At 71.6% G+C, this 20,829-nt stretch carries 19 protein-coding genes and 1 tRNA gene; 5 read left to right on the forward strand and 15 right to left on the reverse strand.

The window, feature by feature from the left end; translation table 11 throughout:
* Window positions 1–107 precede the first annotated feature (107 nt).
* Together ACFS27_RS23935 and ACFS27_RS23940 are read left to right on the forward strand one after the other, a co-directional pair.
* Complete coding sequence (locus ACFS27_RS23935; protein WP_377188557.1) at window positions 108–551, forward strand: winged helix-turn-helix transcriptional regulator; 444 nt, start codon at window positions 108–110, stop codon at window positions 549–551.
* Between the two features lie 19 nt (window positions 552–570).
* Entirely contained in the window at window positions 571–1,071 is a 501-nt protein-coding gene (locus tag ACFS27_RS23940) for an acyl-CoA thioesterase (protein ID WP_377188560.1), read from the forward strand.
* Window positions 1,072–1,075: 4 nt separating this feature from the next.
* On the opposite strand, the gene ACFS27_RS23945 is transcribed toward ACFS27_RS23940, so the two are convergent.
* The 9 genes from ACFS27_RS23945 to ACFS27_RS23985 form a co-directional block, all read right to left on the reverse strand.
* A complete protein-coding gene (locus ACFS27_RS23945) occupies window positions 1,076–2,830 on the reverse strand; it encodes a GTPase family protein (RefSeq protein WP_377188562.1) in 1,755 nt (584 codons plus the stop codon).
* On the reverse strand, window positions 2,827–4,866 hold the full coding sequence (locus ACFS27_RS23950) for a dynamin family protein (RefSeq protein WP_377188565.1): 2,040 nt from the start codon (window positions 4,864–4,866) through the stop codon (window positions 2,827–2,829). Before ACFS27_RS23950 ends, ACFS27_RS23945 begins: the two co-directional genes overlap by 4 nt.
* Before the next feature lie 54 nt (window positions 4,867–4,920).
* On the reverse strand, window positions 4,921–5,808 hold the full coding sequence (locus tag ACFS27_RS23955; RefSeq protein ID WP_377188568.1) for a hypothetical protein: 888 nt from the start codon (window positions 5,806–5,808) through the stop codon (window positions 4,921–4,923).
* 123 nt (window positions 5,809–5,931) lie between these two features.
* Window positions 5,932–6,885 carry a phosphotransferase gene (locus ACFS27_RS23960; RefSeq protein ID WP_377188571.1) on the reverse strand — a complete coding sequence of 318 codons (954 nt, stop codon included), beginning with the start codon at window positions 6,883–6,885 and terminating at the stop codon, window positions 5,932–5,934.
* A 132-nt stretch (window positions 6,886–7,017) separates the two neighbouring features.
* A complete protein-coding gene (gene ettA / locus ACFS27_RS23965; RefSeq protein WP_377188574.1) occupies window positions 7,018–8,700 on the reverse strand; it encodes an energy-dependent translational throttle protein EttA in 1,683 nt (560 codons plus the stop codon).
* 123 nt (window positions 8,701–8,823) lie between these two features.
* Window positions 8,824–9,357: a single-stranded DNA-binding protein gene (locus tag ACFS27_RS23970; RefSeq protein WP_377188577.1), complete on the reverse strand. Its 534-nt coding sequence runs from the start codon at window positions 9,355–9,357 to the stop codon at window positions 8,824–8,826.
* A gap of 52 nt (window positions 9,358–9,409) precedes the next feature.
* Window positions 9,410–10,990: a GTP-binding protein gene (locus ACFS27_RS23975; RefSeq protein WP_377188580.1), complete on the reverse strand. Its 1,581-nt coding sequence runs from the start codon at window positions 10,988–10,990 to the stop codon at window positions 9,410–9,412.
* Window positions 10,987–12,666, reverse strand: coding sequence for a GTPase (locus ACFS27_RS23980; protein ID WP_377188583.1), 1,680 nt, complete (start codon window positions 12,664–12,666; stop codon window positions 10,987–10,989). The genes ACFS27_RS23975 and ACFS27_RS23980 overlap by 4 nt, the downstream gene beginning before the upstream one ends.
* Window positions 12,667–12,784: 118 nt before the next feature.
* Window positions 12,785–12,861: transfer RNA gene (locus ACFS27_RS23985), tRNA-Arg, on the reverse strand.
* A gap of 168 nt (window positions 12,862–13,029) precedes the next feature.
* Here ACFS27_RS23985 and ACFS27_RS23990 point away from each other — a divergent pair.
* A complete protein-coding gene (locus ACFS27_RS23990) occupies window positions 13,030–13,938 on the forward strand; it encodes a sugar phosphate isomerase/epimerase family protein (protein WP_377188586.1) in 909 nt (302 codons plus the stop codon).
* 42 nt (window positions 13,939–13,980) lie between these two features.
* Here ACFS27_RS23990 and ACFS27_RS23995 read toward each other — a convergent pair whose 3' ends face one another.
* Window positions 13,981–14,769, reverse strand: a complete 789-nt coding sequence (locus tag ACFS27_RS23995) for a LysR substrate-binding domain-containing protein (protein ID WP_377188589.1) — start codon at window positions 14,767–14,769, stop codon at window positions 13,981–13,983.
* Between the two features lie 35 nt (window positions 14,770–14,804).
* Between ACFS27_RS23995 and ACFS27_RS24000 the strand changes: the two genes are divergently transcribed.
* A complete protein-coding gene (locus ACFS27_RS24000; RefSeq protein WP_377188592.1) occupies window positions 14,805–15,041 on the forward strand; it encodes a multicopper oxidase domain-containing protein in 237 nt (78 codons plus the stop codon).
* Between the two features lie 13 nt (window positions 15,042–15,054).
* Here ACFS27_RS24000 and ACFS27_RS24005 read toward each other — a convergent pair whose 3' ends face one another.
* From ACFS27_RS24005 to ACFS27_RS24025, 5 genes are read right to left on the reverse strand one after another with little or no spacing between them, the layout of a single operon-like run.
* Window positions 15,055–15,720: a GntR family transcriptional regulator gene (locus ACFS27_RS24005; protein WP_377188595.1), complete on the reverse strand. Its 666-nt coding sequence runs from the start codon at window positions 15,718–15,720 to the stop codon at window positions 15,055–15,057.
* 20 nt (window positions 15,721–15,740) lie between these two features.
* The gene (locus tag ACFS27_RS24010; RefSeq protein WP_377188598.1) at window positions 15,741–16,916 is read right to left on the reverse strand and encodes an NAD(P)/FAD-dependent oxidoreductase; all 1,176 of its coding nucleotides are present in this window, start codon (window positions 16,914–16,916) and stop codon (window positions 15,741–15,743) included.
* A 14-nt stretch (window positions 16,917–16,930) separates the two neighbouring features.
* Window positions 16,931–17,722 (reverse strand): amino acid ABC transporter ATP-binding protein, encoded by a 792-nt coding sequence (locus ACFS27_RS24015; RefSeq protein ID WP_377188601.1) that lies wholly within the window; start codon window positions 17,720–17,722, stop codon window positions 16,931–16,933.
* Window positions 17,719–18,582, reverse strand: coding sequence for an amino acid ABC transporter permease (locus tag ACFS27_RS24020; protein ID WP_377188604.1), 864 nt, complete (start codon window positions 18,580–18,582; stop codon window positions 17,719–17,721). Before ACFS27_RS24020 ends, ACFS27_RS24015 begins: the two co-directional genes overlap by 4 nt.
* On the reverse strand, window positions 18,579–19,511 hold the full coding sequence (locus ACFS27_RS24025) for an ABC transporter substrate-binding protein (RefSeq protein ID WP_377188607.1): 933 nt from the start codon (window positions 19,509–19,511) through the stop codon (window positions 18,579–18,581). The genes ACFS27_RS24020 and ACFS27_RS24025 overlap by 4 nt, the downstream gene beginning before the upstream one ends.
* A gap of 161 nt (window positions 19,512–19,672) precedes the next feature.
* Between ACFS27_RS24025 and ACFS27_RS24030 the strand changes: the two genes are divergently transcribed.
* Window positions 19,673–20,818: a winged helix DNA-binding domain-containing protein gene (locus ACFS27_RS24030; RefSeq protein WP_377188610.1), complete on the forward strand. Its 1,146-nt coding sequence runs from the start codon at window positions 19,673–19,675 to the stop codon at window positions 20,816–20,818.
* Window positions 20,819–20,829 lie beyond the last annotated feature (11 nt).

Here is a 20,829-nt window from a genome sequence, read left to right on the forward strand (position 1 = left end):
GGAGAACGGTGCCGGACGGCCCCGGGCACCAGCATGGTGAGGTAGCTTCCTGACAGGAAGTAGGCACCTGGAAGTGCGTAACCCACCCACGGGTGAGAGGAGCCACCATGGCGACGATGACAGCGGCCCAGAAGCGGGCCCAGGCGAAGGCGGAGTACGACGCGTTCCTGGCGGAGTGCCCGAGCCGCCTCCTGCTCGACCGGATCTCCGACAAGTGGGTGACGCTGACGGTGAGCGCGCTGGGCGGCGGCGGTTCGCCCCAGCCAGGCACGAGCCACGCCACCGGGCCACGGCCGATGCGCTACTCGGAGCTGTCCCGCCGGCTGGCGGGCGTCAGCCAGAAGATGCTCACGCAGACGCTGCGCTCCCTGGAACGGGACGGCCTCGTCACGCGCACGGCTACGCCGACCGTGCCCGTCACGGTCACCTACGAGCTGACCGACCTCGGCAGGTCCCTGCTCCAGCTGGTGCGCGGCATCAAGGGCTGGGCCGAGACCCACATGGACGACGTCCTTGCCCACCGCGCGGAGCACGACGCCAGGGCCTCCTGAACCGGGGAAGATGGGCACCATGACACGCCTCCACGTCCCCGTCACGCTGCGTTGGTCCGATCTCGACGCGTACGCGCACGTCAACAACGTCGCGATGTTCCGCCTGCTGGAGGATGCCCGGATCACCGCCTTCTGGCTGCACCCCGAGGCCCCGGAGGGCGAGGCCTGGCCGACGGCGGTGGTCCCCACCGGGCCCGACGCCGACTCGCACACCCTCGTCGCCGGCCAGCGCATCGAGTACCTGCGGCCGCTGCTGTTCACCAGGACGCCGGTGCGCGTCGAGATGTGGCTCGGCCGGATCGGCGGAGCGAGCGCCGAGGTCTGCTACGAGGTGCACGACGGCGCCGCCGGCATGGCCAAGACCGGCCCGACGTCGGGCGGCAAGCCCTACGCCCGGGCGACCACCACCCTCGTGTTCGTCGATGCCGCCACCAACCGGCCCCGCCGGCTCACCGAGGCGGAGCGCCTGGCGTGGAAGGAGTTCGAGGAAGCCCCGGTCACGTTCCGCCACCGCGGCTGACGGGTCAGCTCGCGGCCACCGTCGCGGCCGCCCGGCAGCTCGCGAGCTGGGACAGCTCCTCGCCCACCGGGGTGCGCACCAGCCGGTCGGCGACCACGCCGACCGACTGCCGGAGCCGCCGCCGGGCGCCATGTGCCCGGCGGCGGGCGCCCAGCGCACCGAACACCCGGCAGACCAGCGCGAGCACCAGACCGAGCGCGAGCCCGCCCAGCACCATGAGGGTGGGCCACGGTACCCGGAACGGGTCGACGCCGAGACCTTCACCCTCGCCGGACCCCGGCGCCCCCGGGAACACGATGCCGCCGTCGCCCGACCAGGTCGGCAGGGTCAGCACAGGTGTGGGCAGCGGCGGGAGCTGCAGGTACGCGAAGCCGAACAGCACGAGCAGCCACAGCAGGCCCGCCACCACGACGGTGACCAGCGCCCACTGCACGACGTTGACGAGCGACCACCACACGGGCCTGCGTGAGGCCTCGACGCGGGTCGTCGCGACCGCCTGGTCGAGCGCGTCGGGCAGCTGTTCGATGCCCGCCTGGCCACGCGAGCGCGCGGCCAGGACCCACGGGTCCGCGACGCCCCGGGTGACCTCCTCGACGTAGCGGCGCACGGCCGACGCAGCCGCTGAGCGCACTGCCGGCCGCGCCGTCGGCAGCGACGTGCGCATCAGGTCCTCCCGGCCCGACGGCGCCCGGTGCTCCCGGTCCGTCGAGCGCAGCCCGAGCCGACGCAGCGGGTCCTTGCGCAGCTGCCCGACCCAGCGGGTCAGCGGCCAGCCGGTCGCCGCGCGCGCGTCGCGACGGGCGGACGCACGCACGGCGTCGACCACCGTCGGCACGCCCGCCGCCGCCTCGAGAGCCGCTACCAGGTCACCCCGCGCCTGGCTCCCCAGGCGGGACGACGGCGGTGTGCCGCACTCGTCCACGATCTTCTGCGCCACGGCTCGCTCGTCCGCCGCGAGCCGGGCCGTCGCGGCCTCTCGCCTGGCCGCTGCCCTCGCCAGCAGGCTCCGGAGATCGTCCATGCCCTGGCCCGTCCTTGCGGACACCGCGAGGACCCGCGCCCCGCCCAGCCCGTCCTCCGCCACCAGCCGCTCGAGGTCGGCGAGCATCACCGACGTCTCGTCCGGCGTGAGGCGGTCGGCCTGGTTGAGCGCAACGACCACCACCTCAGCGCGACCCGCGAGGGGCCGCAGAAACCCCTCGTGGAGGGCGGCGTCCGCGTACTTCTGCGGGTCGACCACCCAGACCAGCAGGTCGGCGCGCTGCACCAGGCGCTCCGCGCGCATCCGGTGCTCGGTCACTATCGAGTCGTGGTCGGGCAGGTCCAGCAGCACCAGCCCGGTCGTGTCCCCGGCCGGTGTCCGACGGCGGAAGGGCCCGCGCCCGCCGCCGGTCTCGACGGGCTCGGCCTCCGCAGGCTCCGCGCCGACCTCGTGCCGCCGGCTGACCTCGAGCCAGTCGAGGAGGGGGTCGGCGCCCTCCCCCCAGACGGCGGCCATCGGGTGCGACGTCGTCGGTCGCCGTACGCCCGGCTGGGCGATCGCGACGCCCGCCACCGCGTTCAGGACGGACGACTTGCCCGACCCCGTCGACCCCGCCAGCGCGACCACCGTGTGCTCGGCCGACAGCCCGCCGCGCTCGCGCGCCCGGTCCACGACGGCACGGGCCTCGTCAAGGAGGGCGGGCTCGATCCGGCCCTCCGCTGCCTCGACAGCGGTGGCGAGGGCCGTGGTCCGGTCACCCAGGTCGAGCCGGCTCACCGGTCGCCCTCACCGAACAGCCGCTTCCAGAAGCCCTTCCTGGCCGGCTCCTCCGCCAGGTCGGTGCGGCCCTTCGCCAGGTTCTCGCCCGCCGGCCGGGCGTGCACGCCGCGCAGCCCGCTGCTCGGGGTGAGGTCCTCTGCTCCGGCGCCGGGAGCCGTCTCCGCGGCCCGCACCCGGGCACGGCGCTCCGCCGAGGCAGCTGAGGCGACGGCGTCGGCCGCGGCGCGCAGGCGGTCCCCGCCCGCCTCCGCCGAGCCGAGCGCGTCCAGCTGCGCCGTGTACCGCGCGGCCTGCCCGTCCATGACCGCCTGGATGCGGGCGCGCAGCCGGTCGCGTGCCTGCACGGCGAGCCGGCGCACGGCGTCCTCGCCGAACACCGCCTCCAGCACGCGCTGGGCCAGCACCGCCGAGCCGCCCGCGATGCCGACCTCGACACCGGTCAGCCCGCCGGTCGAGGCGAACACGAAGACCATCAGCGCGACGCCGAGACCGTTCACGCCCAGCGAGAGCGCACGCGCGGTGCCGCGCTTGGCCGAGCCCTGCTCGCGTACGAGCTCCAGGACGTCGCCCTGCCAGCCGCGGATCTGGCCGGTCACCTCGCCGCGCAGCGCCGCGGGCGTGCGCGACAGCTCCAGACCCTCCAGGAGCGCCGCACCGGCGGTGTCCCCCCGCCAGCCCTGGTAGGACCGCTCGGCGGCCTCCTCGGCGGCGTCCAGCACCACGGACTCCAGGCCGTGGGCGATCGCCTGCTCGACCTGGGGCGCCGCCTTGGGCTTGCCCCGGAAGAACCCGGCCACCGCGTCCCGGAACCGGCCGATGCCCTCCTCGACCGCGCGGAAGAACTCGCCGGTGCCCACGAAGTCCTGCCAGCGGGCGAGCACCTCGCCGCGCAGCAGCGCACCGTCCGACGTCGCCGCCGTCACCTGCGCCACCGCGTCCGCATACGCGCGGTCGACGACGTGGCGCAGCCGGACGTCCGCCGCCTGCTGCTCGTCGGCGGCGTCGGCGAGGCTGCCGGCCCGCACGACCAGGGAGTCCACCACGCCGTCGCGGGTGGCCGCGATGACGCGACCGCGGGCCTCCGCGTCACCGCCCAGCCCGGTGAGCCAGCGGGAGACGTCCGAGACGCCCTCCTCCGGCAGCATGCCGTCGACCAGCTCTGCCTCGGGGATGACGAACAGCGGGCTGTCGGCCAGGCCGTGCTCGACCATCATGTCGCGCAGGTCGTCGGCAGTGGCCTCCGCCCCGGGGTCCACGCGGTCCAGCACCATCGCCACCTGCGCCTTGCGCCCGGCGGCCTGCAGCAGCAGGTCCCACGGCACCGCGTCGGCGTACCGGGCCGACGTCGTGACGAACAGCCACAGGTCAGCCGCCCCGAGCAGCTGCGCAGCGAGCTCCCGGTTGGCCGTGTCGACCGAGTCGATGTCTGGCGCGTCCAGCAGGGCGAGGCCCTTCGGCAGCGAGTCGCTGGGCACGAGACGCAGGGTGCGGCTCGGCTCGGCCGGCGTGGCTCCGCCGGGCGTCCCGCCGCCGGGTGTGCTCCCCGGCGAGGGGACCTGCGCGGTGTCCTGCGCTGCCGCGGTCCCCGTGCCGCCCGACGTCGTCACCCGTGCCAGGCCCTGCAGCACCCGGTCCGTGGAGAACCAGCGCGCGTCCAGCGGGTGGTGCACCAGCACCGGCGCCCTGGTGGTGGGCCGCAGCACACCCGGCTGCGTCACCCGCTCCCCCAGGATCGAGTTCACGAGCGTCGACTTGCCAGCCCCCGTCGACCCGCCGACGACCACGAGCAGCGGCGCCTTCTGCGACCGCAGCCGCGGCAGCAGGTAGTCGTCGAGCTGGTCCGTGGCCCGACGTAGCTCCGTGCGCGCCGTCTCCGCACCCGAGGTCTCCAACGGCAGCCGCAGCGCGCCGAGCCGGGCACGCAGCACTTCCAGCGCGCCGGTCAGGCCGGACCCGTCGCCCGGCTCGGCCGGCTCGGAGCCGGCCGCCAGATCCGGTGCGCCAGGTGCGGCGTCGTCGGGCTGTTCGGTCATGCCGCACAGTCTGCCGCAACCACCCTGGTCAGGCGCGGCCGTGCGGCAAAGAGGTCAGCCGCCGAGGCGGGCACGCAGCCACTCGAGCGCCGCGTGCGCGACCTCGCGCTGTACGGCGCGGCCGTGCGGCAGGCCCGGCAGGGGCGGCCGCATCGACTCGAGCACGAGCGCTCCGGCCGTGACGGTCACGGCGCAGGTGAGCGCCTCCGGGTCGACGTCGGGCAGGGGGTGGCGGTCCATGACCGCCTCGGGGGGCGGGGCGCCGTCGACCCGCAGGTACGGCAGCAGCAGCACGACGTCGAGGTACGACGCGCCGTGGGACGGCATGAACCAGTCGACCGCGTGGGCACTGGTCGCGTCCCAGCCGTGGTCGGTGATCAGGATCGACTCCCGGCGCAGCGCGCCGTGCACCAGGCTGGTGCCCGACATGGCCTCTCCCGCATAGGTGGCGATCTCGGCGAGATGCTCGACCTTGTCGGACAGCCAGGGTGTGAAGACCGACAGACCGGGCGGCCGCATGGCCGCGATGGTGGCCCACGCGTTCGCGTCGATGAGGTCGAGCACGTCGGGCAGGTTCGCCGGCGCCTCGCTGGTGCCGATCTGGATGGCGAGCTCGACCGCTGCGGCGAGGTCCGCCTCGTCCCATGGGTCGTGCGGCGGGCGGATGGGTTCGTTGCGGTACCCGAGGACGACCCAGCGTCCGGCCCCTGGCAGCACCTCGTCGACGAACCACTCCCGCGGGAGGGTCGGGATGTCGTCGGGCAGCGCGGAAATGGAGACCGCCTCTGCGGCCATCCGGTCCTGCGTCAGCGGGGCCTCCGGCCCCACCGCGCGCACGATCGACCGGCCCGCCGCCGTCTGGAGCACCTCGAGGGTGCCGGACGACTCGGTCCCGCTCATCGGAGCGGACCCGATCACACGTCCGCCCATGGTCTCGCTCACGCGGGAACGGACAGAGGGGGGGAGATCGGACCACGCCGGCCGCCGGACAGCACTCATGGCCGGAGTGTGCCCAACGGAAGTTCACCCTGCAAACCACAAACAGTGGTGGCGACCTGCGACGGGTCAGAAGCCCAGGCGAGTCTGCAGCCAGGACACCGCGGTCCGGGCCAGCCGGTGCTGGTAGGAACGCAGCTCGGGCAGGTCGAAGGACGGTGGGTCCATCGAGGCTTTCAGGTAGTGGCCGGCGAGCACCGCGATCCAGCAGGTCACGGCGTCCGGCTCCGTCCCGGGCGGCAGCCCGTACCTGCGCAGCGTTGCCTCTGGCGGCGGGCCGTCGTTGGTCCGCACGTGCATCAGCATCGAGACCAGGTCGAGGTACGGCGCACCCACGCTACCCCGGATCCAGTCGGTGATCAGCGGCTTCTCCCCCGGCACAGCGGGAAGCAGGACGTTCTGCACGCGGAGCGTGCCGTGCTGCAGACTCTTGCCCGCTATCGCCTCAGGGGCGTGCGACGCGATCTCCGCGAGGCCTTCCAGCCGGCCGGCCAGCCAGGGTGAGTGCTGCGCGAGTCCAGCGGGTCGCTTGTCGGCGAGGGTCGCCCAGGAGTTCGAGGGAAACTCGCTCTCCTCGGGGACGAACATCGGGTCGTCGGGCGCCTCGACCTCCCCGACCGAACGCACCACCCTGACCAGCGTGGCGACGTCGTCCTCCGGCCAGGTGAGGTCGATCGGCCGTACCTTGTCGCGCATCGAGTAGCCGACGGCCACCCAGGTGCCGAGGTTCGGCAGGATCTCGTCGAGCGACCACAGCAGCTCCGGGTGGGGCACCGCGGCCGGCAGCAGGGGCGAGAGCGCGATCTCCTGCCGTAGCGACTTCAGCGGGCCGGGCTGCTCCGTGCCGAGCGCCTTGATGAACACGTTGCCCTTCGACGTCTGCACCTGGAACAGCGCGCCAGGGAGCACCCCGGAGTCACCTGGATATCCGGCGGCGAGCACGCGGGCTCCGAGCAGGTTGGTGATGCGGGCGCGCAACGGGGGCGGAAGGTCACGCCACCCGGGTCGTAGGGCAGGGCTCACTGCGGCAGTGTGTCGAACATGTCCCGATGCGGCAAGGATGACCTTTTTGGTCGTAGGTCTTCGCGACGAAAGAGGGCTGTGATCGGCGTTTGGAACGCCGGCCGCAGCCCTCTTCCGTGATCGGTCGCGACGTCAGTCGCGCGTCAGCTTGCGGTACGTCACCCGGTGCGGGCGCGCGGCGTCCGCGCCGAGGCGCTCGATCTTGTTGGCCTCGTACGACTCGAAGTTGCCCTCGAACCAGTACCAGTTCGCGGGGTTCTCCTCCGTGCCCTCGTAGGCCAGGATGTGGGTCACCACGCGGTCGAGGAACCACCGGTCGTGCGAGACCACGACGGCGCAGCCGGGGAACTCCAGCAGGGCGTTCTCCAGGGAGCCGAGGGTCTCGACGTCGAGGTCGTTGGTGGGCTCGTCGAGCAGCAGCAGGTTGCCGCCCTGCTTGAGCGTCAGCGCGAGGTTGAGGCGGTTGCGCTCACCACCGGACAGGACGCCGGCAGGCTTCTGCTGGTCCGGACCCTTGAACCCGAACGAAGCGACATAGGCGCGCGACGGGATCTCGACGTTGCCGACCTTGATGTAGTCGAGCCCGTCCGACACGACCTCCCACAGCGTCTTCTTCGGGTCGATGCCGCCACGCGACTGGTCGACGTAGGAGATCGAGACGGTGTCGCCGATCTTGAGCTCGCCGCCGTCGAGCGGCTCCAGGCCCACGATCGTCTTGAACAGCGTGGTCTTACCGACACCGTTCGGGCCGATGACACCGACGATGCCGTTGCGCGGCAGCGTGAACGACAGACCGTCGATGAGCACGCGGTCGTCGAAGCCCTTCTGCAGGTTCTCGGCCTCCAGCACCAGCGAGCCCATGCGCGGGCCTGCGGGAATCTGGATCTCCTCGAAGTCGAGCTTCTTCGTCCGCTCGGCCTCCGCTGCCATCTCCTCGTAGCGGGCCAGCCGCGCCTTGGACTTGACCTGGCGGCCCTTGGCGTTGGACCGGACCCACTCCAGCTCCTCCTTGAGGCGCTTGGAGAGCTTGGCGTCCTTCTTGCCCTGGACGGCCAGACGCGCCTGCTTCTTCTCGAGGTACGTCGAGTAGTTGCCCTCGTAGGGGTAGAGACGACCCCGGTCGATCTCGCAGATCCACTCGGCGACGTGGTCGAGGAAGTACCGGTCGTGCGTCACGGCGAGGACGGCGCCCGCGTAGCCGGCGAGGTGCTGTTCGAGCCAGAGCACCGACTCGGCGTCGAGGTGGTTGGTGGGCTCGTCGAGGAGCAGCAGGTCGGGCTTCTCCAGGAGCAGCTTGCAGAGCGCGACGCGGCGGCGCTCACCACCGGAGAGCACCGTGACGTCGGCGTCCGGCGGCGGGCAGCGGAGCGCGTCCATCGCCTGCTCGAGCTGGGAGTCGAGGTCCCACGCGTCGGCGGCGTCGATGTCCTCCTGCAGCGTGCCCATCTCGGCGAGCAGCGCGTCGAAGTCGGCGTCGGGCTCTGCCATGAGGGCGGAGATCTCGTCGAACCGGGCCTTCTTGGCCAGGATCGGGCCGACCGCCTCCTGGACGTTGCCGAGGACCGTCTTCTCCTCGTTCAGCGGCGGCTCCTGCTGGAGGATGCCCACCGAGAAGCCGGGCGACAGCCGCGCCTCGCCGTTGCTCGGCGTGTCCAGTCCGGCCATGATCTTGAGGATCGTGGACTTACCCGCACCGTTCGGCCCGACGACGCCGATCTTCGCGCCGGGCAGGAAGTTCAGCGACACATCATCGAGGATGACCTTGTCGCCGTGCGCCTTACGCGCTTTATACATGGAGTAGATGTACTCAGCCACTGCCTGTGTTCCACCGTTCACAGTAGGTACTTCGGATGGGGGCGCTCACACGGCGCGGGTGCCAGGGTGTCCGCGCCGGGATTCCCCAGCACCCGCGGACCGCAGAGCACGACTGGGCCAAGCCTACGCGTTCACCAGCTCGGGGGTCCGGGAGCCGGCCTCCGCGCCGTGGTCGGTCTCGTCACGCGGAGCGTCGACCCCGAACGGGTCGGCGGCACCCGGACGTACCGCGGCCAGTCCGCCGCCACCTCCTGGGGCGCCAGGGACCCCCTCTGGCACCGTGTCGTGGTGCACCGTTCGCGAGAACTCCACCTGGCCACGGGTGGCGTCCACGCCGACCGCCGTCGCGTTGATCACCAGGCCCGTCCGCTGCGCGCCGTCGGGGCCGGTCCACTCGTCGACCTCGAGACGGCCGGTGACCACCACCGGTACGCCCTTGCGCACCGACCTGATCACGTTCAGCGCGGCGGTGCGCCAGGCCTTGACCGTGAACCACAGCGTCGCGCCGTCGGTCCAGTCGCCGCTCTCGTTCAGGTAGCGCCGGGTGCTGGCCACGCGGAACGTGGTCCACTCCAGGTCCTTTGCCACGTCCTTCGAGACGTGCAGCGCGGGGGTGTTGCCGGCGAAGCCCGACACGGTCACCGTGACGTCGTTCATAGAGCCCTCCTGGGTTCACGGACCGGCCCCAGCGGCCGGTCCGTACCCAGCATCAGGCGCGAACGGTGCCCAGGTCCGTGAGCCGGACGGAACCTGTGGACGTAGCCCTGATCGAGCCGCCTGTGGTCGCGTTCTCCTCCAGGCGGAGCGGTGCGGCGGGTCCGTCGTCGCGCGCACTCTGTGCGAGCTCACGCACCGCACGGTGCTCGTCGAGCAGCCGCTGGGTGGGCGCGCCGAGGGTCTGCTGCAGCACTCTCTCGAGCGCGGCCCGGCCCGACGCGATGATGCCCTGCGCCCGCCGCGAGGCAAGGGCGCGTCGCATCTGCATCGCCACGAGGAACACCACGAGCGCGGTCACCGCCGCCACGACGGCGAGCACCCCGAGCACCGTCGTCCAGGTCTCCCCTGCCGGCAGCACCCCCATCGACGCCAGCACCGTCGCGATGCCGAGCAGCACGGCGACCAGCACCGCCCCGAGCGCGAGCCGGCGGGTGAGGCGTTGCGTCGTCGGGCCCCTGGTGTCGAGGGTGACGCCCTGCAGCGCGGTCCCCACCGCCGTCGCGACCTCCTGGGTGCTCGCCACGCTCGCCGCCAGCGACCGCTGCCAGCCGTGCTTGAGCGACTCACCCGAGCCGGTGAGCCACCGTGACCTGGACAGGGCTATCGAGTCTGGGTCGGGGCTGCGGAACTCCGGTGACCCGTACCCGTTGCGTACTGCGGCGCCGACCTGCGCGGCGACCGACTCCAGCCCGGCTGCCCGCGCCAGCGCGTCCACCTCGCGCTCGAGCACCGTGTCGATGTGCCACGGCACCTCGGCCGGCGTCTGGCTCAGCAGGAGGGTCGCCGCGGCGTCGAGCTCGCCAGCGGCCCGGCCCGCCGAGACCGACCGGCGCGCCACCGTCTGCTCGAGAAGCCCGCGCAGGTCCGCGATGCCGATGTCCGTCTTGGTCGACGCAGCGACCACCGGGACGTTGTCCAGCCCGTCGTCGCGCAGCAGCCGCTTGACGTCGTTGACCAGGTTGTCGCGCTGACCCACCGGGACGGTGTCGATCTGGTTGAGCACCACGACCGTGGACGCCTGCATGCCCGACGAATCGCGCAGGTAGCCCGTGTGCAGGGCGTCGTCGGCATACTTCTGCGGGTCCACCACCCACACGAGGAGGTCGACGAGCGGCAGCACCTTGTCCACGACCTCCCGGTGCCCCGGGGCGACGGAGTCGTGGTCGGGCAGGTCCAGCAGCACCAGTCCAGAGAGGCTCGCCTCGTCGGCCGCGTCGAGCTCGCTGGCTCGCGTGATCCGGCGCTCGCGCTCCACGCCGAGCCAGTCGAGCAGCGTCCCGGCGTCGTCGCTCCACGAGCAGGCCGTGACCTTGGCCGTGGTGGGTCGCTTGACGCCGACGTCGGCGAACGTGAGGCGGGAGATCTTGTTGAACGTGCTCGACTTCCCCGAACCGGTGCCGCCTGCGAGCGCCACGACGGTGTGGTCGACCCCGAGGGCGAGCCGTTCGCGCACACCGGCGACGGAGCTGGCGACCTTGCCGAAGACTGCGTCGTCGAGGCGTGATCCGGCGATCTGGAGCGCCCGGCCGAGGTCCTCGGTGCGTGCGCTCAGTGTCGCGTCATGGCTCGTCATGTCAGCCTCCTGAGCTCGGCCAGCCGCACGCGGAGCGGAGCGGCCGCGTCGTCGGCTAAGGCGGGGACGTCAAGGGCACTCTGGACAGAACGGGCCTCTTCCGCAACCGCTAGCGCTACCTTGTCGGCAATTTCGCCCTGTAGCTCCTCGATGGCTTCGCTCGCAGCCTCGCCGAGCACCCGGTCGACGAGCCGTGCGGAGTCGTCGTTCCCGAGCGCGGTGGCCAGCAGGAGGGTCGCGAGGCCGGCGTCGCCGAACGCCTTGCGGGCCCCCACCGCCCGCGCCGGCGCATCGGGTTCGGTGCCCTCGGTGGCTGACCCGTCCATGCGCGCGACGAGGTCGTCGGCCAACCGGGACCACTCGGTGGCTTGCGCCTGCCCCCAGGCGAGGCGCTCCGCGGCACGGTCGGTGCTGTCCGGCAGGATCGTCTCTCCTGCGGGCGGTGCGCCGGGCCCTGCGAGGACGGCCCGCAGGCTCTCCTCCGTGCGGACCCCTGACGCGACGAGGGCACGGGCAGCGGTGGCCTCGACCTCCTCGCGCAGCCCGGCGAGCGCAGCCTCCCGGTTCTTGCCCGCGCGCTTGGTCGTCCGCGCGATGCCGTCGCGGACCGTGACCCTGGAGATGTGCTTGGTGCTGGCCAGCTCGGCGAACCGTGCGGCCACCGTGCCCTCGCCCGCCGCGCCGGACAGCACGGCGGTGCGTGCCGCCAGCTGCTCGTCCGGGACGACCGAGTCGATGGCGTTGCGCAGGTCGAACGCGGTGGTTCCCTGCTCCTCCACCGCGGCGACCAGGCCCATCACCCAATCGGGGAGCGCGCCGAGCGCGCCCTTGAGCGTGCGCAGGATGATCGTGCGCGACCGCTCCGGTCCGGCCATCAGGCCGAGCCAGCGCTGGATGGGTTCCACCAGCTTGGGCTCCAGCAGGCCCTCGTGCGGCCCGACGTCGGGCACGATGAACAGCGGGACGTCCTTCATGCCCCGCTCTTTCATGCGCGAGTTGAGGTCCGCGCGGACCGTCGCCAGGTTCTCCTTCGGCACCCGGTTGAGCACCATCGCGACGCTCGCGCCGCGCTCCTTCGCGCGGTCCAGCGCCTGCCAGGGCAGGGCGTCGCCGTAGCGGGCCGCGGTGGTGACGAACAGCCAGAGGTCTGCCGCCTCGAGCAGCTGGTGCGCCGTGGAGCGGTTCTCGAGCAGGAACGAGTCGAGGTCGGGCGCGTCCATCAGCGCGGTGCCGCGCGGTACGCCCTCATGCTTGACGAGCCGGGCCAGCTCGGTGACCGGGCCGGACGTGAGCGTGTCGACGTCGCGCGGATGGACGCCCACCACTGGCTCGCGGGTGGTGGGGCGCAGCACCCCTGCCTCGGAGACTTCCTCGCGCAGCAGACTGTTGAACAGCGTGGACTTGCCGGCTCCGGTGGAGCCCGCCAGCACGACGACGGCGGGGCTGGACAGCTCGGCGAGGCGCGGCAGCAGGTGCTCGTCGAGCTGCGCCAAGAGACGCATCCGGGAGGCTTCGGCCTCTTCGGCACTGTCGATGGGAAGGGGCAAGGTCGCGGCGGCGACGTCGCGACGCAGATCTCGTACGACGTCGTGCACCGTGAAGCCGAGCTGCTCCGCAACGTTCGGGTCCACACCACCCCGACGGCCGAGCACTGCGGAGCGTGTTCCTGGAGTCACGGCTTCATCCTGATAGGTCAAGATCGTTCTGCCAACCGTGCCGCGCGGTTTGGTGGGCAGAAACACAGGTGTCGGTCGACCCGCCGGAGTGAGCTACGCACACTCCCAAGCGGCAGTTTGGTGCCCCCGGCAGGATTCGAACCCGCGACCTAGTCATTAGAAGGGACCCGCTCTATCCAACTGAGCTACGGAGGCAAGTGGTGCCGAGTTTAGCCTAGGTGAAGCAGGCCTTGACCATGCCAAACAGAGAACGACCCGCACAACAGCGGAGCTGCGCGAGTCGACGTGCCCTAGAACCCTTGCCCTTCCCCACACCCGTGCATATGGTCATGTTTCCGACTTCCATCGATTGAGGTGTCAAAGATGACCAAAGATCTTCAGAAGTTGAGTCGCCGTCACCTGCTCCAGGCCGCCGGAGCAGCCGCGCTCGCCGTGACGTCCGGTGCCACCGTCGCGTCAGCCGCCATACCGGCCGCCGTCCCGACCAGCCAGGGCGCACGCCCCGTGCCGCCCGGCAAGATCGGGTTCGGCCTGTATACGGTGCGCGCGATGCTGGCGGAGGACCCCGAAGGAACCCTCGCGATGCTCGCCCAGGCGGGCTACAGCGAGATCGAGCCGGCGTACGACTACGGCAACCGAACCCCCACCCAGTTCCGGGCGATCGCGGATGACAACGGGCTCCGCGTCATCGGCAGCCACCACAACCCGAGCGACTTCCGCGGCGATCAGGCCGAGGTGACCCTCGAGCGGGCGGTGACACTCGGCCAGCAGTACGTCGGGGTGTCCTACATGGACGGCGCGCAGACGGCGGACGGCTACCGCCGGATGGCCGACGAGATGAACCAGTGGGGCGAGGTGGCGCAGAGCTACGGGCTGCGCTGGTACGCACACCTGCACGACAACGAGTTCCACACGGACCCGGTGACGGGGGAGATCTTGTTCGACATCTGGCTCGACCGCACGGACCAGCAGCTGGTCTGGTTCGAGATGGACCTCTACTGGATCCTCCGGGCCGGCGTGGACCCGGGACCGTACCTTGATGCCTACGAGAGGCGGTTCCCGCTTCTCCACCTGAAGGACGGGACGCCTACCGAAGGCATCGAGACCGATCTCGGCGACGGCACCGTCGACTTCCCGGGGATCCTCTCCCACCTGCGGCACCCGGGCGCGCACAGCTACATCATCGAGCGCGACGAGCAGCCGCATCCCGTACGGACAGCCAACGTCTCGTACGACTATCTCCGCAGCGTGCGCTTCACACCATTGCCGTAACACGGTTGCCGTCACCCAGCTGGCCACGACCCCTCGGCATCCTCAAGGGTGTCGAGGAGCCGTGGCCAGCTTCCGAAAGTAGTCGCTCGCGAAGTCGGCCAGCCGCTGGGCCGCGACGGAGAAGTAGGTGTCCGCGCGCCGGACCAGCGCCAGGCTGCGGTGACAGTCGGGCACGTCCAGACGCAGCATCTCGCCTGGGCTGTGCGGGTCGGCAGCACGGGCCATCGCGGGGACCAGCCCGACGCCGAGGCCCGCACTGATCAGGTATCCCGTGGCGCCGGGCTCGTCGCTCTCGCAGACGTAGCGCGGTGGTATCCCCGCCTCGGCGAACAACCGGTCCGCCATCGCCCGGGGCCAGTAGCCGGGCCGGGTCGTGACGAACGGTTCGCCCGCCAGGTCGTCCATGCGCACGCACTCCCGTCTCGCGAGCCGGTGCCCCGCCGGCACCGCGAGCATGACCCGCTCGCGGGCCAGCTCCCGCGTGGTCAGCTCAAGACCGGTCAGTGGCTGAGAGGCGAGGCAGAGGTCGACGTCGCCGGCCCGCAGCTGGCTCGCCATGGTCGCGGCGGAGGACTGGTAGAGCCGGAAGTCGGCGCCGGGGTGCGCGCCACGGAACTCGCTCATCAGCCCGGTGAGCGTCAGCAGGGTCTCCGCTGCGACGGCGATGTTGCCGTGCTCAAGGCCTGCGGCGTCGGTGAGTTCGCGGCGCGCGTCGTCCACCTCGCGGAGGATGTGGTCGACGCGGCGGAGAAACCCCGCGCCGAACCTGTTCAGCCGCAGCCCACGGCCTGCCCTGTCGAACAGCGGCACGCCGAGATCGTCCTCCAGCACGCCCCCGGCTGGATGACGTCGAGATCTGGCGCTTCGTGGCGGACCTGCACCATCCGATCCACCTGCACCTGGTGAACTTCCGCGTGCTGTCCCGCGGCGGGCACGAACCCGGACCGTACGACGCGGGCCTCAAGGACACGGTCGACCTGCGGCCGGGCGAGGCGGTCGAGGTCATCGCCCGGTTCGACGGCTACCGCGGCCGGTACATGTACCACTGCCACAACGTCGAGCACGAGGACATGGGCATGATGGGCGACTTCGAGGTCGTCTGACTCCCGCCGCGCATCAGGCGTCCTCCAGGGTCCCGAGCTGCTGCTGCTCCGCCCGGTCGAGCCGATCCAGGAGATGCTCGCGCGCCTCGTCCACCTTTCGGTCGAGCACGAGCGCGAGGAACACCTGGTGGTGGTTCCGCAGCTCGACCGTGTCGTAGTGCGAGGACGCGACCACCTGCGCGATGGCAAGCTGCAGCTTGGTGAGCAGCCGTTCGTAGAACTCGGTCAGATCCGCCGAGCCGGTGATCGCCACCGTCGCCACATGGCAGGCGATGTCGGCCCGTGCCACGCCCGGCCGGTCGTCGGCGTCGACGGCGGTCACGAGCTGTTCGGTGGCGCTGACGAGCGGCGCGAGCGCGGCATCACCGACCCGGGCCGCCGCCTCCACGCCCCCGACCTCGAGCAGGCGCCGGGCGATGTAGATCTCGCGGATCGCCTGCGCGCTGATCCGCGTGACGTGCAGGATGCGGGTCTTCGGGCTGCGGGTCAGCAGACCTTCGCCGACGAGGGTGCTGAGCACCTCCCGCATGGTGGGGCGGGAGATGCCGATGTCGCGGGCCATGGCCTCCTCGGTGACGAGGTCACCAGGCCGGAGCGTGCCGTCGAGCATCTGGCTGCGCAGGATCTGCAGGCTCTGTTCGGCGACGGTCTCCCGGCGCAGCTTCATGGCGTCCCCCACCTCCAAAGGATCGCATACGGCTACTGCTCTCCGGGCCTCCGCGGCGCGACGACCGGCTCGTACGCTGCGTCGACGTGGAACCGTTCCGGCCGGAACTCGGCAAAGGCCGGAACCTGCTCACCGTAGATCTCCGAGGCGACGCCGTCGCCCAGGTAGGGCGCGAGGGTGACGCCGCTGTGCGTCGCGACGACGTACAGCCACGGCACCCGCGCGGTCCGGCCGACGATCGTCCGCCCGTCACCGGGCAGCGCCCGCTGTCCGACCACCAGTCGCTCGATCCGGGCGCCCTCTGCCCCTGGGAGGACGTCGCGCAGCCTGCGCAGGAACTCCTCCGCGAGCGGCGACGCCGGTCCGGGCACGTCGGTCGGGTCGGCGGTGGTGTCGAGGTCGAGCGCCTGCAGCAGCAGGCGTCCGCCGCCGGCCGGCCGGACGTTGAGCCACGGGCTGGTGACGAGCCGGTCCAGGCGGACGGGTACCGGTCCGGTCTCCGCGAGGTACCCGACGGTGGGATCCCCTGGCGACGCGAACGTCTGCATCGGCACGTCGGCGCCCGCGAGCGCCGCCAGCTCACCGGTCCAGCGTCCGACGGCGGAGACGATCGTGCTCCCGGCGAGCAGCGTCCCGTCGTCGAGCAGCACCTCACCGCCCCCCGAGGCCGACGGCCGTAGGCCGGTCACCGTGGCGCCGGTCAGCACCCTGACCCCCGCTGCGCGTGCCCGGCCGAGCATGTGGGCGAGATAGAGCGTCGGGTACGCGTAGGCCTCTCGCGTGAAGTGCACGATCAGCTGGGCGGCGTCGGGCACGCGCACGTCGGGCAGCAGGGCGGCCGCGCGTTCGTGCGTGACCACCTCCGCCCCGTAGCCGAGCTCGGTCAGTCGGGCGAGCCGGCCGGCGAGGTGGTCCCTGTGGGTGTCGTCGACGGCGATCTCGACGTGCCCACCCGTGCCGAGCCACGACCCCCGGCCGGTCGCCAGGTTGCCGGCGGACATCGCGCGGTGGGCCTCGAGGCCCGCCAGGTTGAGGTCGTAATAAGGCTGCGGTTCCTTGCCGTTGGCATTGACCCAGGCGTAGGAGGTGCTAGTTGTCCCGCCCCCTGGCGCGCCCTGGTCCACGACCGTGACGGACGCCCCGCGCTCCGCGAGCCGGGCGGCGATGCTCACCCCGACGACGCCGGCACCGATGACCACTGTCTGCATGCGCCTACCTCTCGTCACAAGACCCTGCTGATGAAGTTCTGCGTGCGCGGGTGCTGGGGGTTGACCAGCACCTCCTGCGGCGTCCCCGCCTCGACCACCACGCCGTCGTCCATGAAGACGACGGAGTCGGCGACCTCGCGGGCGAAGCCGATCTCGTGGGTGACGACGACCATCGTCATGCCCGACCGGGCGAGGTCCTTCATGACCTCGAGGACCTCGCCGACGAGCTCCGGATCGAGCGCCGAGGTGGGCTCGTCGAAGAGCATGAGCCGCGGCTCCATCGCGAGCGCCCGTGCGATGGCGACCCGCTGCTGCTGGCCCCCGGAGAGCGTCGAGGGGTAGGCGTCGCGCTTGTCGACCAGGCCTACCCGGTCGAGCAGTGTCTCGGCCCGCTCCCGGACCTGGTCCCGTGGCTGCCGCAGGACGCCGATCGGCGCCTCCATGATGTTCTGCAGCACGGTCATGTGCGGGAACAGGTTGAAGCGCTGGAAGACCATGCCGATCCGGGCCCGCATGGCGGCGATCTCGTGCTCCCGCAGCTCGTACAGCTTGTTCTGCGCGCGCCGGTAGCCCACAAGCTCTCCGTCGACGGAGAGCTGGCCCGCGCTGAGGGTCTCGAGGTGGTTGATGAGCCGGAGGAAGGTCGACTTGCCCGAGCCCGAGGGGCCGAGCAGCGTCATCACCTCGCCGGAGCGCACGTCGAGCGTGATGCCCTTGAGCACCTCCAGGCTGCCGAACGACTTGTGGACGTTCTTGGCGCGCACCATGTAGCCGGACTCGGCCGCGCTCGCGTCGACGGTGGTCATGAGGCCGTCCCCCGTCCGTAGTACCGCTCGACGTAGTGCTGTCCCACGGTGAGGACAGAGGTGACCAGCAGGTACCAGATCGAGGCGGTGATCAGCAGTGGCACCGTCAGGAAGTTCTCCGAGTAGATGAGCTGCGCCGAGTACAGGAGCTCGGGGAACGCGAGGACGCTCACGAGCGACGTGGACTTCAGCATCGAGATGGTGTTGTTGGCCATCGGCGGCACGATCACCCGCATCGCCTGCGGCAGGACGATCCGCCGCAGGATCCGTGCGCGCTTCATCCCCAGCGCCTGCGACGCCTCGATCTGTCCCTTGTCGACGGCTTCGACGCCGGCCCGGACGATCTCGCCCATGTACGCGCCCTCGTTCAGGCCGAGGCCGAGGATGGCGGCGGCCACGGGCGTGATGAGGAGGTTGGTGTCGAACGCGACGAGCTCCGGCCCGAACGGGATGCCGACGGAGAGCCGCGGGTACAGGGCAGAGATGTACCCCCAGAAGAGCAGCTGGACGAACACCGGGGTGCCCCGGAAGAACCAGGTGTAGGCCATGGAGACGGACCAGAGCATCGGGTTGCGGGAGAGCCGCATGACCGCCAGCACGACGCCGAGGACGATCCCCACGCCCATGGCCAGGACCGTGAGCCAGAGCGTCGCCAGGAGCCCGTTCAGGATCCGCGACGAGAAGAAGTACGCCGCGACGACCGGCCATCCATAGTTCTGGTTGGTCACCAGGGAGCTGACCAGCATCGCGACGAGCACCCCGACGACCACGTAGCTGACCCAGCGCCAGGGATGGCGCAGCTTGACGACCTCGAGCGTCTCGACGTCGTCGCTCGACGTCGCGAGGGTGGCGCTCGTCATTCGACCGCCCCGTTGAGCTCGGACTGCTCGACGGCGATGTCGCTCAGGCCCCAGCGCTCGAGGACCTCGCCGTAGGTGCCGTCCTGGATCAGGACGTCGACGGCGCCGCGGACGGGCTCGGCGAGCGCGCTGTCCTTCGGGAAGGCGACGCCGCCCGGGTTCGGGTTGCGCAGCAGCGGCCCGGCGGCCTCGAACCCGTCGTTCTTCGTCTCCGCGTCGAGCACCGGCGGGGCGTCGGCCATGACGCCGTCGATCCGGTTGCTCTGCAGCGCGAGGATCGCCTGGGCGACGTCCTGGTACGCGCTCGATGTCGGTGGCGCCTCGCCGGCGTCCTCGCAGCGTTCGGTGTGTGCCGGGAGGAACGTGTTCTGCTGCAGGCTGCCCCGAACGACCCCGACCCGCGCGTCGCAGGCCAGCTCCGGCGTGAGGCCGAGCGGGTTGCCCTCGTCGACGAGGACGAGCGTCCCGTTCCAGTAGTAGGTGGCGAAGTCGACCACTGCCTCGCGCTCGACGGTGTCCCCGATGGAGGACATCGCCATGTCGACGTCGCCCGCCTGGAGCGCGGGGATGATCGCGTCGAACGACGTCGGCACGAACTCGATCTCGAGGCCGAGCACACCGCCGATGGCATGGGCGAGGTCGGGGTCGAGGCCCACGATCGTGCCGTCGGCCTGCGTGCTCTCGAAGGGCGGGTACGACGGCGTGATCGCCATGCGGATCACGCCCGCGTCCCGGACCTCCACAGGGACGGACTCTGCCAACTTCTCGTCGACGACGTGGCCGCCCGCTGAGGGCGCCGCGGCGGCCGGGTCGCCACCACCGGTGACGCCGTCCTCGTTCGTCGGCACCATCGCCGAGCACGCGGACAAGGTCAGCACGCCGGCGAGCGCCAGGGCGCTGACGGTGGACTTGCGTCGAATGGCGGACATCGAGATCCCCCTCTGCTTGGCTGTCTGACAGTCTTACAGTGGTGGCATGTCTCACCCGGGTCAAGGTCAAACGTTGTAAAACCCTTGTTACGGCTGAGGTGGTTCCGTGGCTCAACGGCCGCCGCCCGACCAGTGTCAGAGACGCCACGTAGCCTTCCCGCATGCCCTCCGGAACGATCGAGCTCTCCCCCGCAGCCGCGCGCCGGCTTCGCCTGCGCACGCAGGGCCTCACCTTGCCCGACGGCGGCGCGGGCACCCCGGACCTGTCCCCCGCCGACGTCGTCCGCCGGATGGTCTCGCTCCAGGGACAGGACCTGCCGGCCGTGCTGCGGGCGATCGCCGTCCGGTCCCGTCAGGGCACCACACTGGACGACGTCCGTGCCGCGTTCGACGCCGGCGAGCTCGTGCGCGGGTGGACCCAGCGCGGCACCCTCTTCGCGACCACGCCTGGCGACCTCGCTGCGCTCCTCTCGCTGACGGGCGAGCGGATGCTCCGGACTGGCCGGAAGACCCGCGAGACCGAGGGCCTGGACGACGACGTAGTAGCCCGTGCCGAGGAGGTCGCGCGGGAGGCGCTCGACGCGTCACCCGCCGACGGCGGCGTCTCGCGCACCGCGATGATCGACCTGTGGCAGCGGGCCGGGGTGCCCATCGAGGGACAGCGTGGCTATCACCTGATCGCCACCCTCGGGGTCAAGGGAGTGCTGCACTGGGGTCCGTTCGCGGGGGCGCAGCAGCTGATGGTCGAGTCACCGGACGCCAGGCTCGGCGACGTCCCGGCCGAGGAACCGGGCGTGGCGCTGCGCCGCATCGCGCGCTCCTACTTCGCCAGCCGCGGACCCGCAACCCCCGAGGATCTCGCGTGGTGGCTCGGCCTGCCCAAGGTGCCGGTGCGCACCGCCGTCGCCGAGCTGCGTGCGGAACAGCCGGAGGCTGTCGTCGAGGTGCTCGTCGACGGGAAGGTCATGCTCGTCGGGCAGGGAGCGAGCGACCTGGGCGCCGACTCGGCGCCCGGCCCCTGCACCGATCTCGCCGAACCGTCCGGCGTGGTGCTCGTGCCGGGGTTCGACGAGATCGTCCTGGGCTACCAGGACCGCGAGCTGGTCGCGGACTCCGAGGCGATGCGCACCGTCGTCCCGTTCGTCAACGGGATCTTCCGCCCGGCAGTCCTGCTGGACGGGCGCGTGGTCGGGACGTGGCGCCGCGCACCCAAGTCGGGCGAGGCACCGTTCGAGCTCGTGCCGGGGATCCAGCCAGATACCCGCGCCGTGATCGAGGCTGCAGTGGCTGCCTGGCCCCTGGGCTGACGTTCGCGACC

It is taken from the genome of Promicromonospora vindobonensis (assembly GCF_042685865.1).
Lineage (GTDB): Bacteria > Actinomycetota > Actinomycetes > Actinomycetales > Cellulomonadaceae > Promicromonospora > Promicromonospora vindobonensis.

Coding starts and splice junctions, on each gene's coding strand:
- ACFS27_RS23970 (WP_377188577.1), bottom strand. CDS start 9,357: ATGAACGACGTCACGGTGACCGTGTCGGGCTTCGCCGGCAACACCCCC.
- ACFS27_RS23935 (WP_377188557.1), top strand. CDS start 108: ATGGCGACGATGACAGCGGCCCAGAAGCGGGCCCAGGCGAAGGCGGAG.
- ACFS27_RS24010 (WP_377188598.1), bottom strand. CDS start 16,916: ATGCAGACAGTGGTCATCGGTGCCGGCGTCGTCGGGGTGAGCATCGCC.
- ACFS27_RS24020 (WP_377188604.1), bottom strand. CDS start 18,582: ATGACGAGCGCCACCCTCGCGACGTCGAGCGACGACGTCGAGACGCTC.
- ACFS27_RS23950 (WP_377188565.1), bottom strand. CDS start 4,866: ATGACCGAACAGCCCGACGACGCCGCACCTGGCGCACCGGATCTGGCG.
- ACFS27_RS23940 (WP_377188560.1), top strand. CDS start 571: ATGACACGCCTCCACGTCCCCGTCACGCTGCGTTGGTCCGATCTCGAC.
- ACFS27_RS24030 (WP_377188610.1), top strand. CDS start 19,673: ATGCCCTCCGGAACGATCGAGCTCTCCCCCGCAGCCGCGCGCCGGCTT.
- ACFS27_RS24025 (WP_377188607.1), bottom strand. CDS start 19,511: ATGTCCGCCATTCGACGCAAGTCCACCGTCAGCGCCCTGGCGCTCGCC.
- ACFS27_RS23990 (WP_377188586.1), top strand. CDS start 13,030: ATGACCAAAGATCTTCAGAAGTTGAGTCGCCGTCACCTGCTCCAGGCC.
- ACFS27_RS24015 (WP_377188601.1), bottom strand. CDS start 17,722: ATGACCACCGTCGACGCGAGCGCGGCCGAGTCCGGCTACATGGTGCGC.
- ACFS27_RS23975 (WP_377188580.1), bottom strand. CDS start 10,990: ATGACGAGCCATGACGCGACACTGAGCGCACGCACCGAGGACCTCGGC.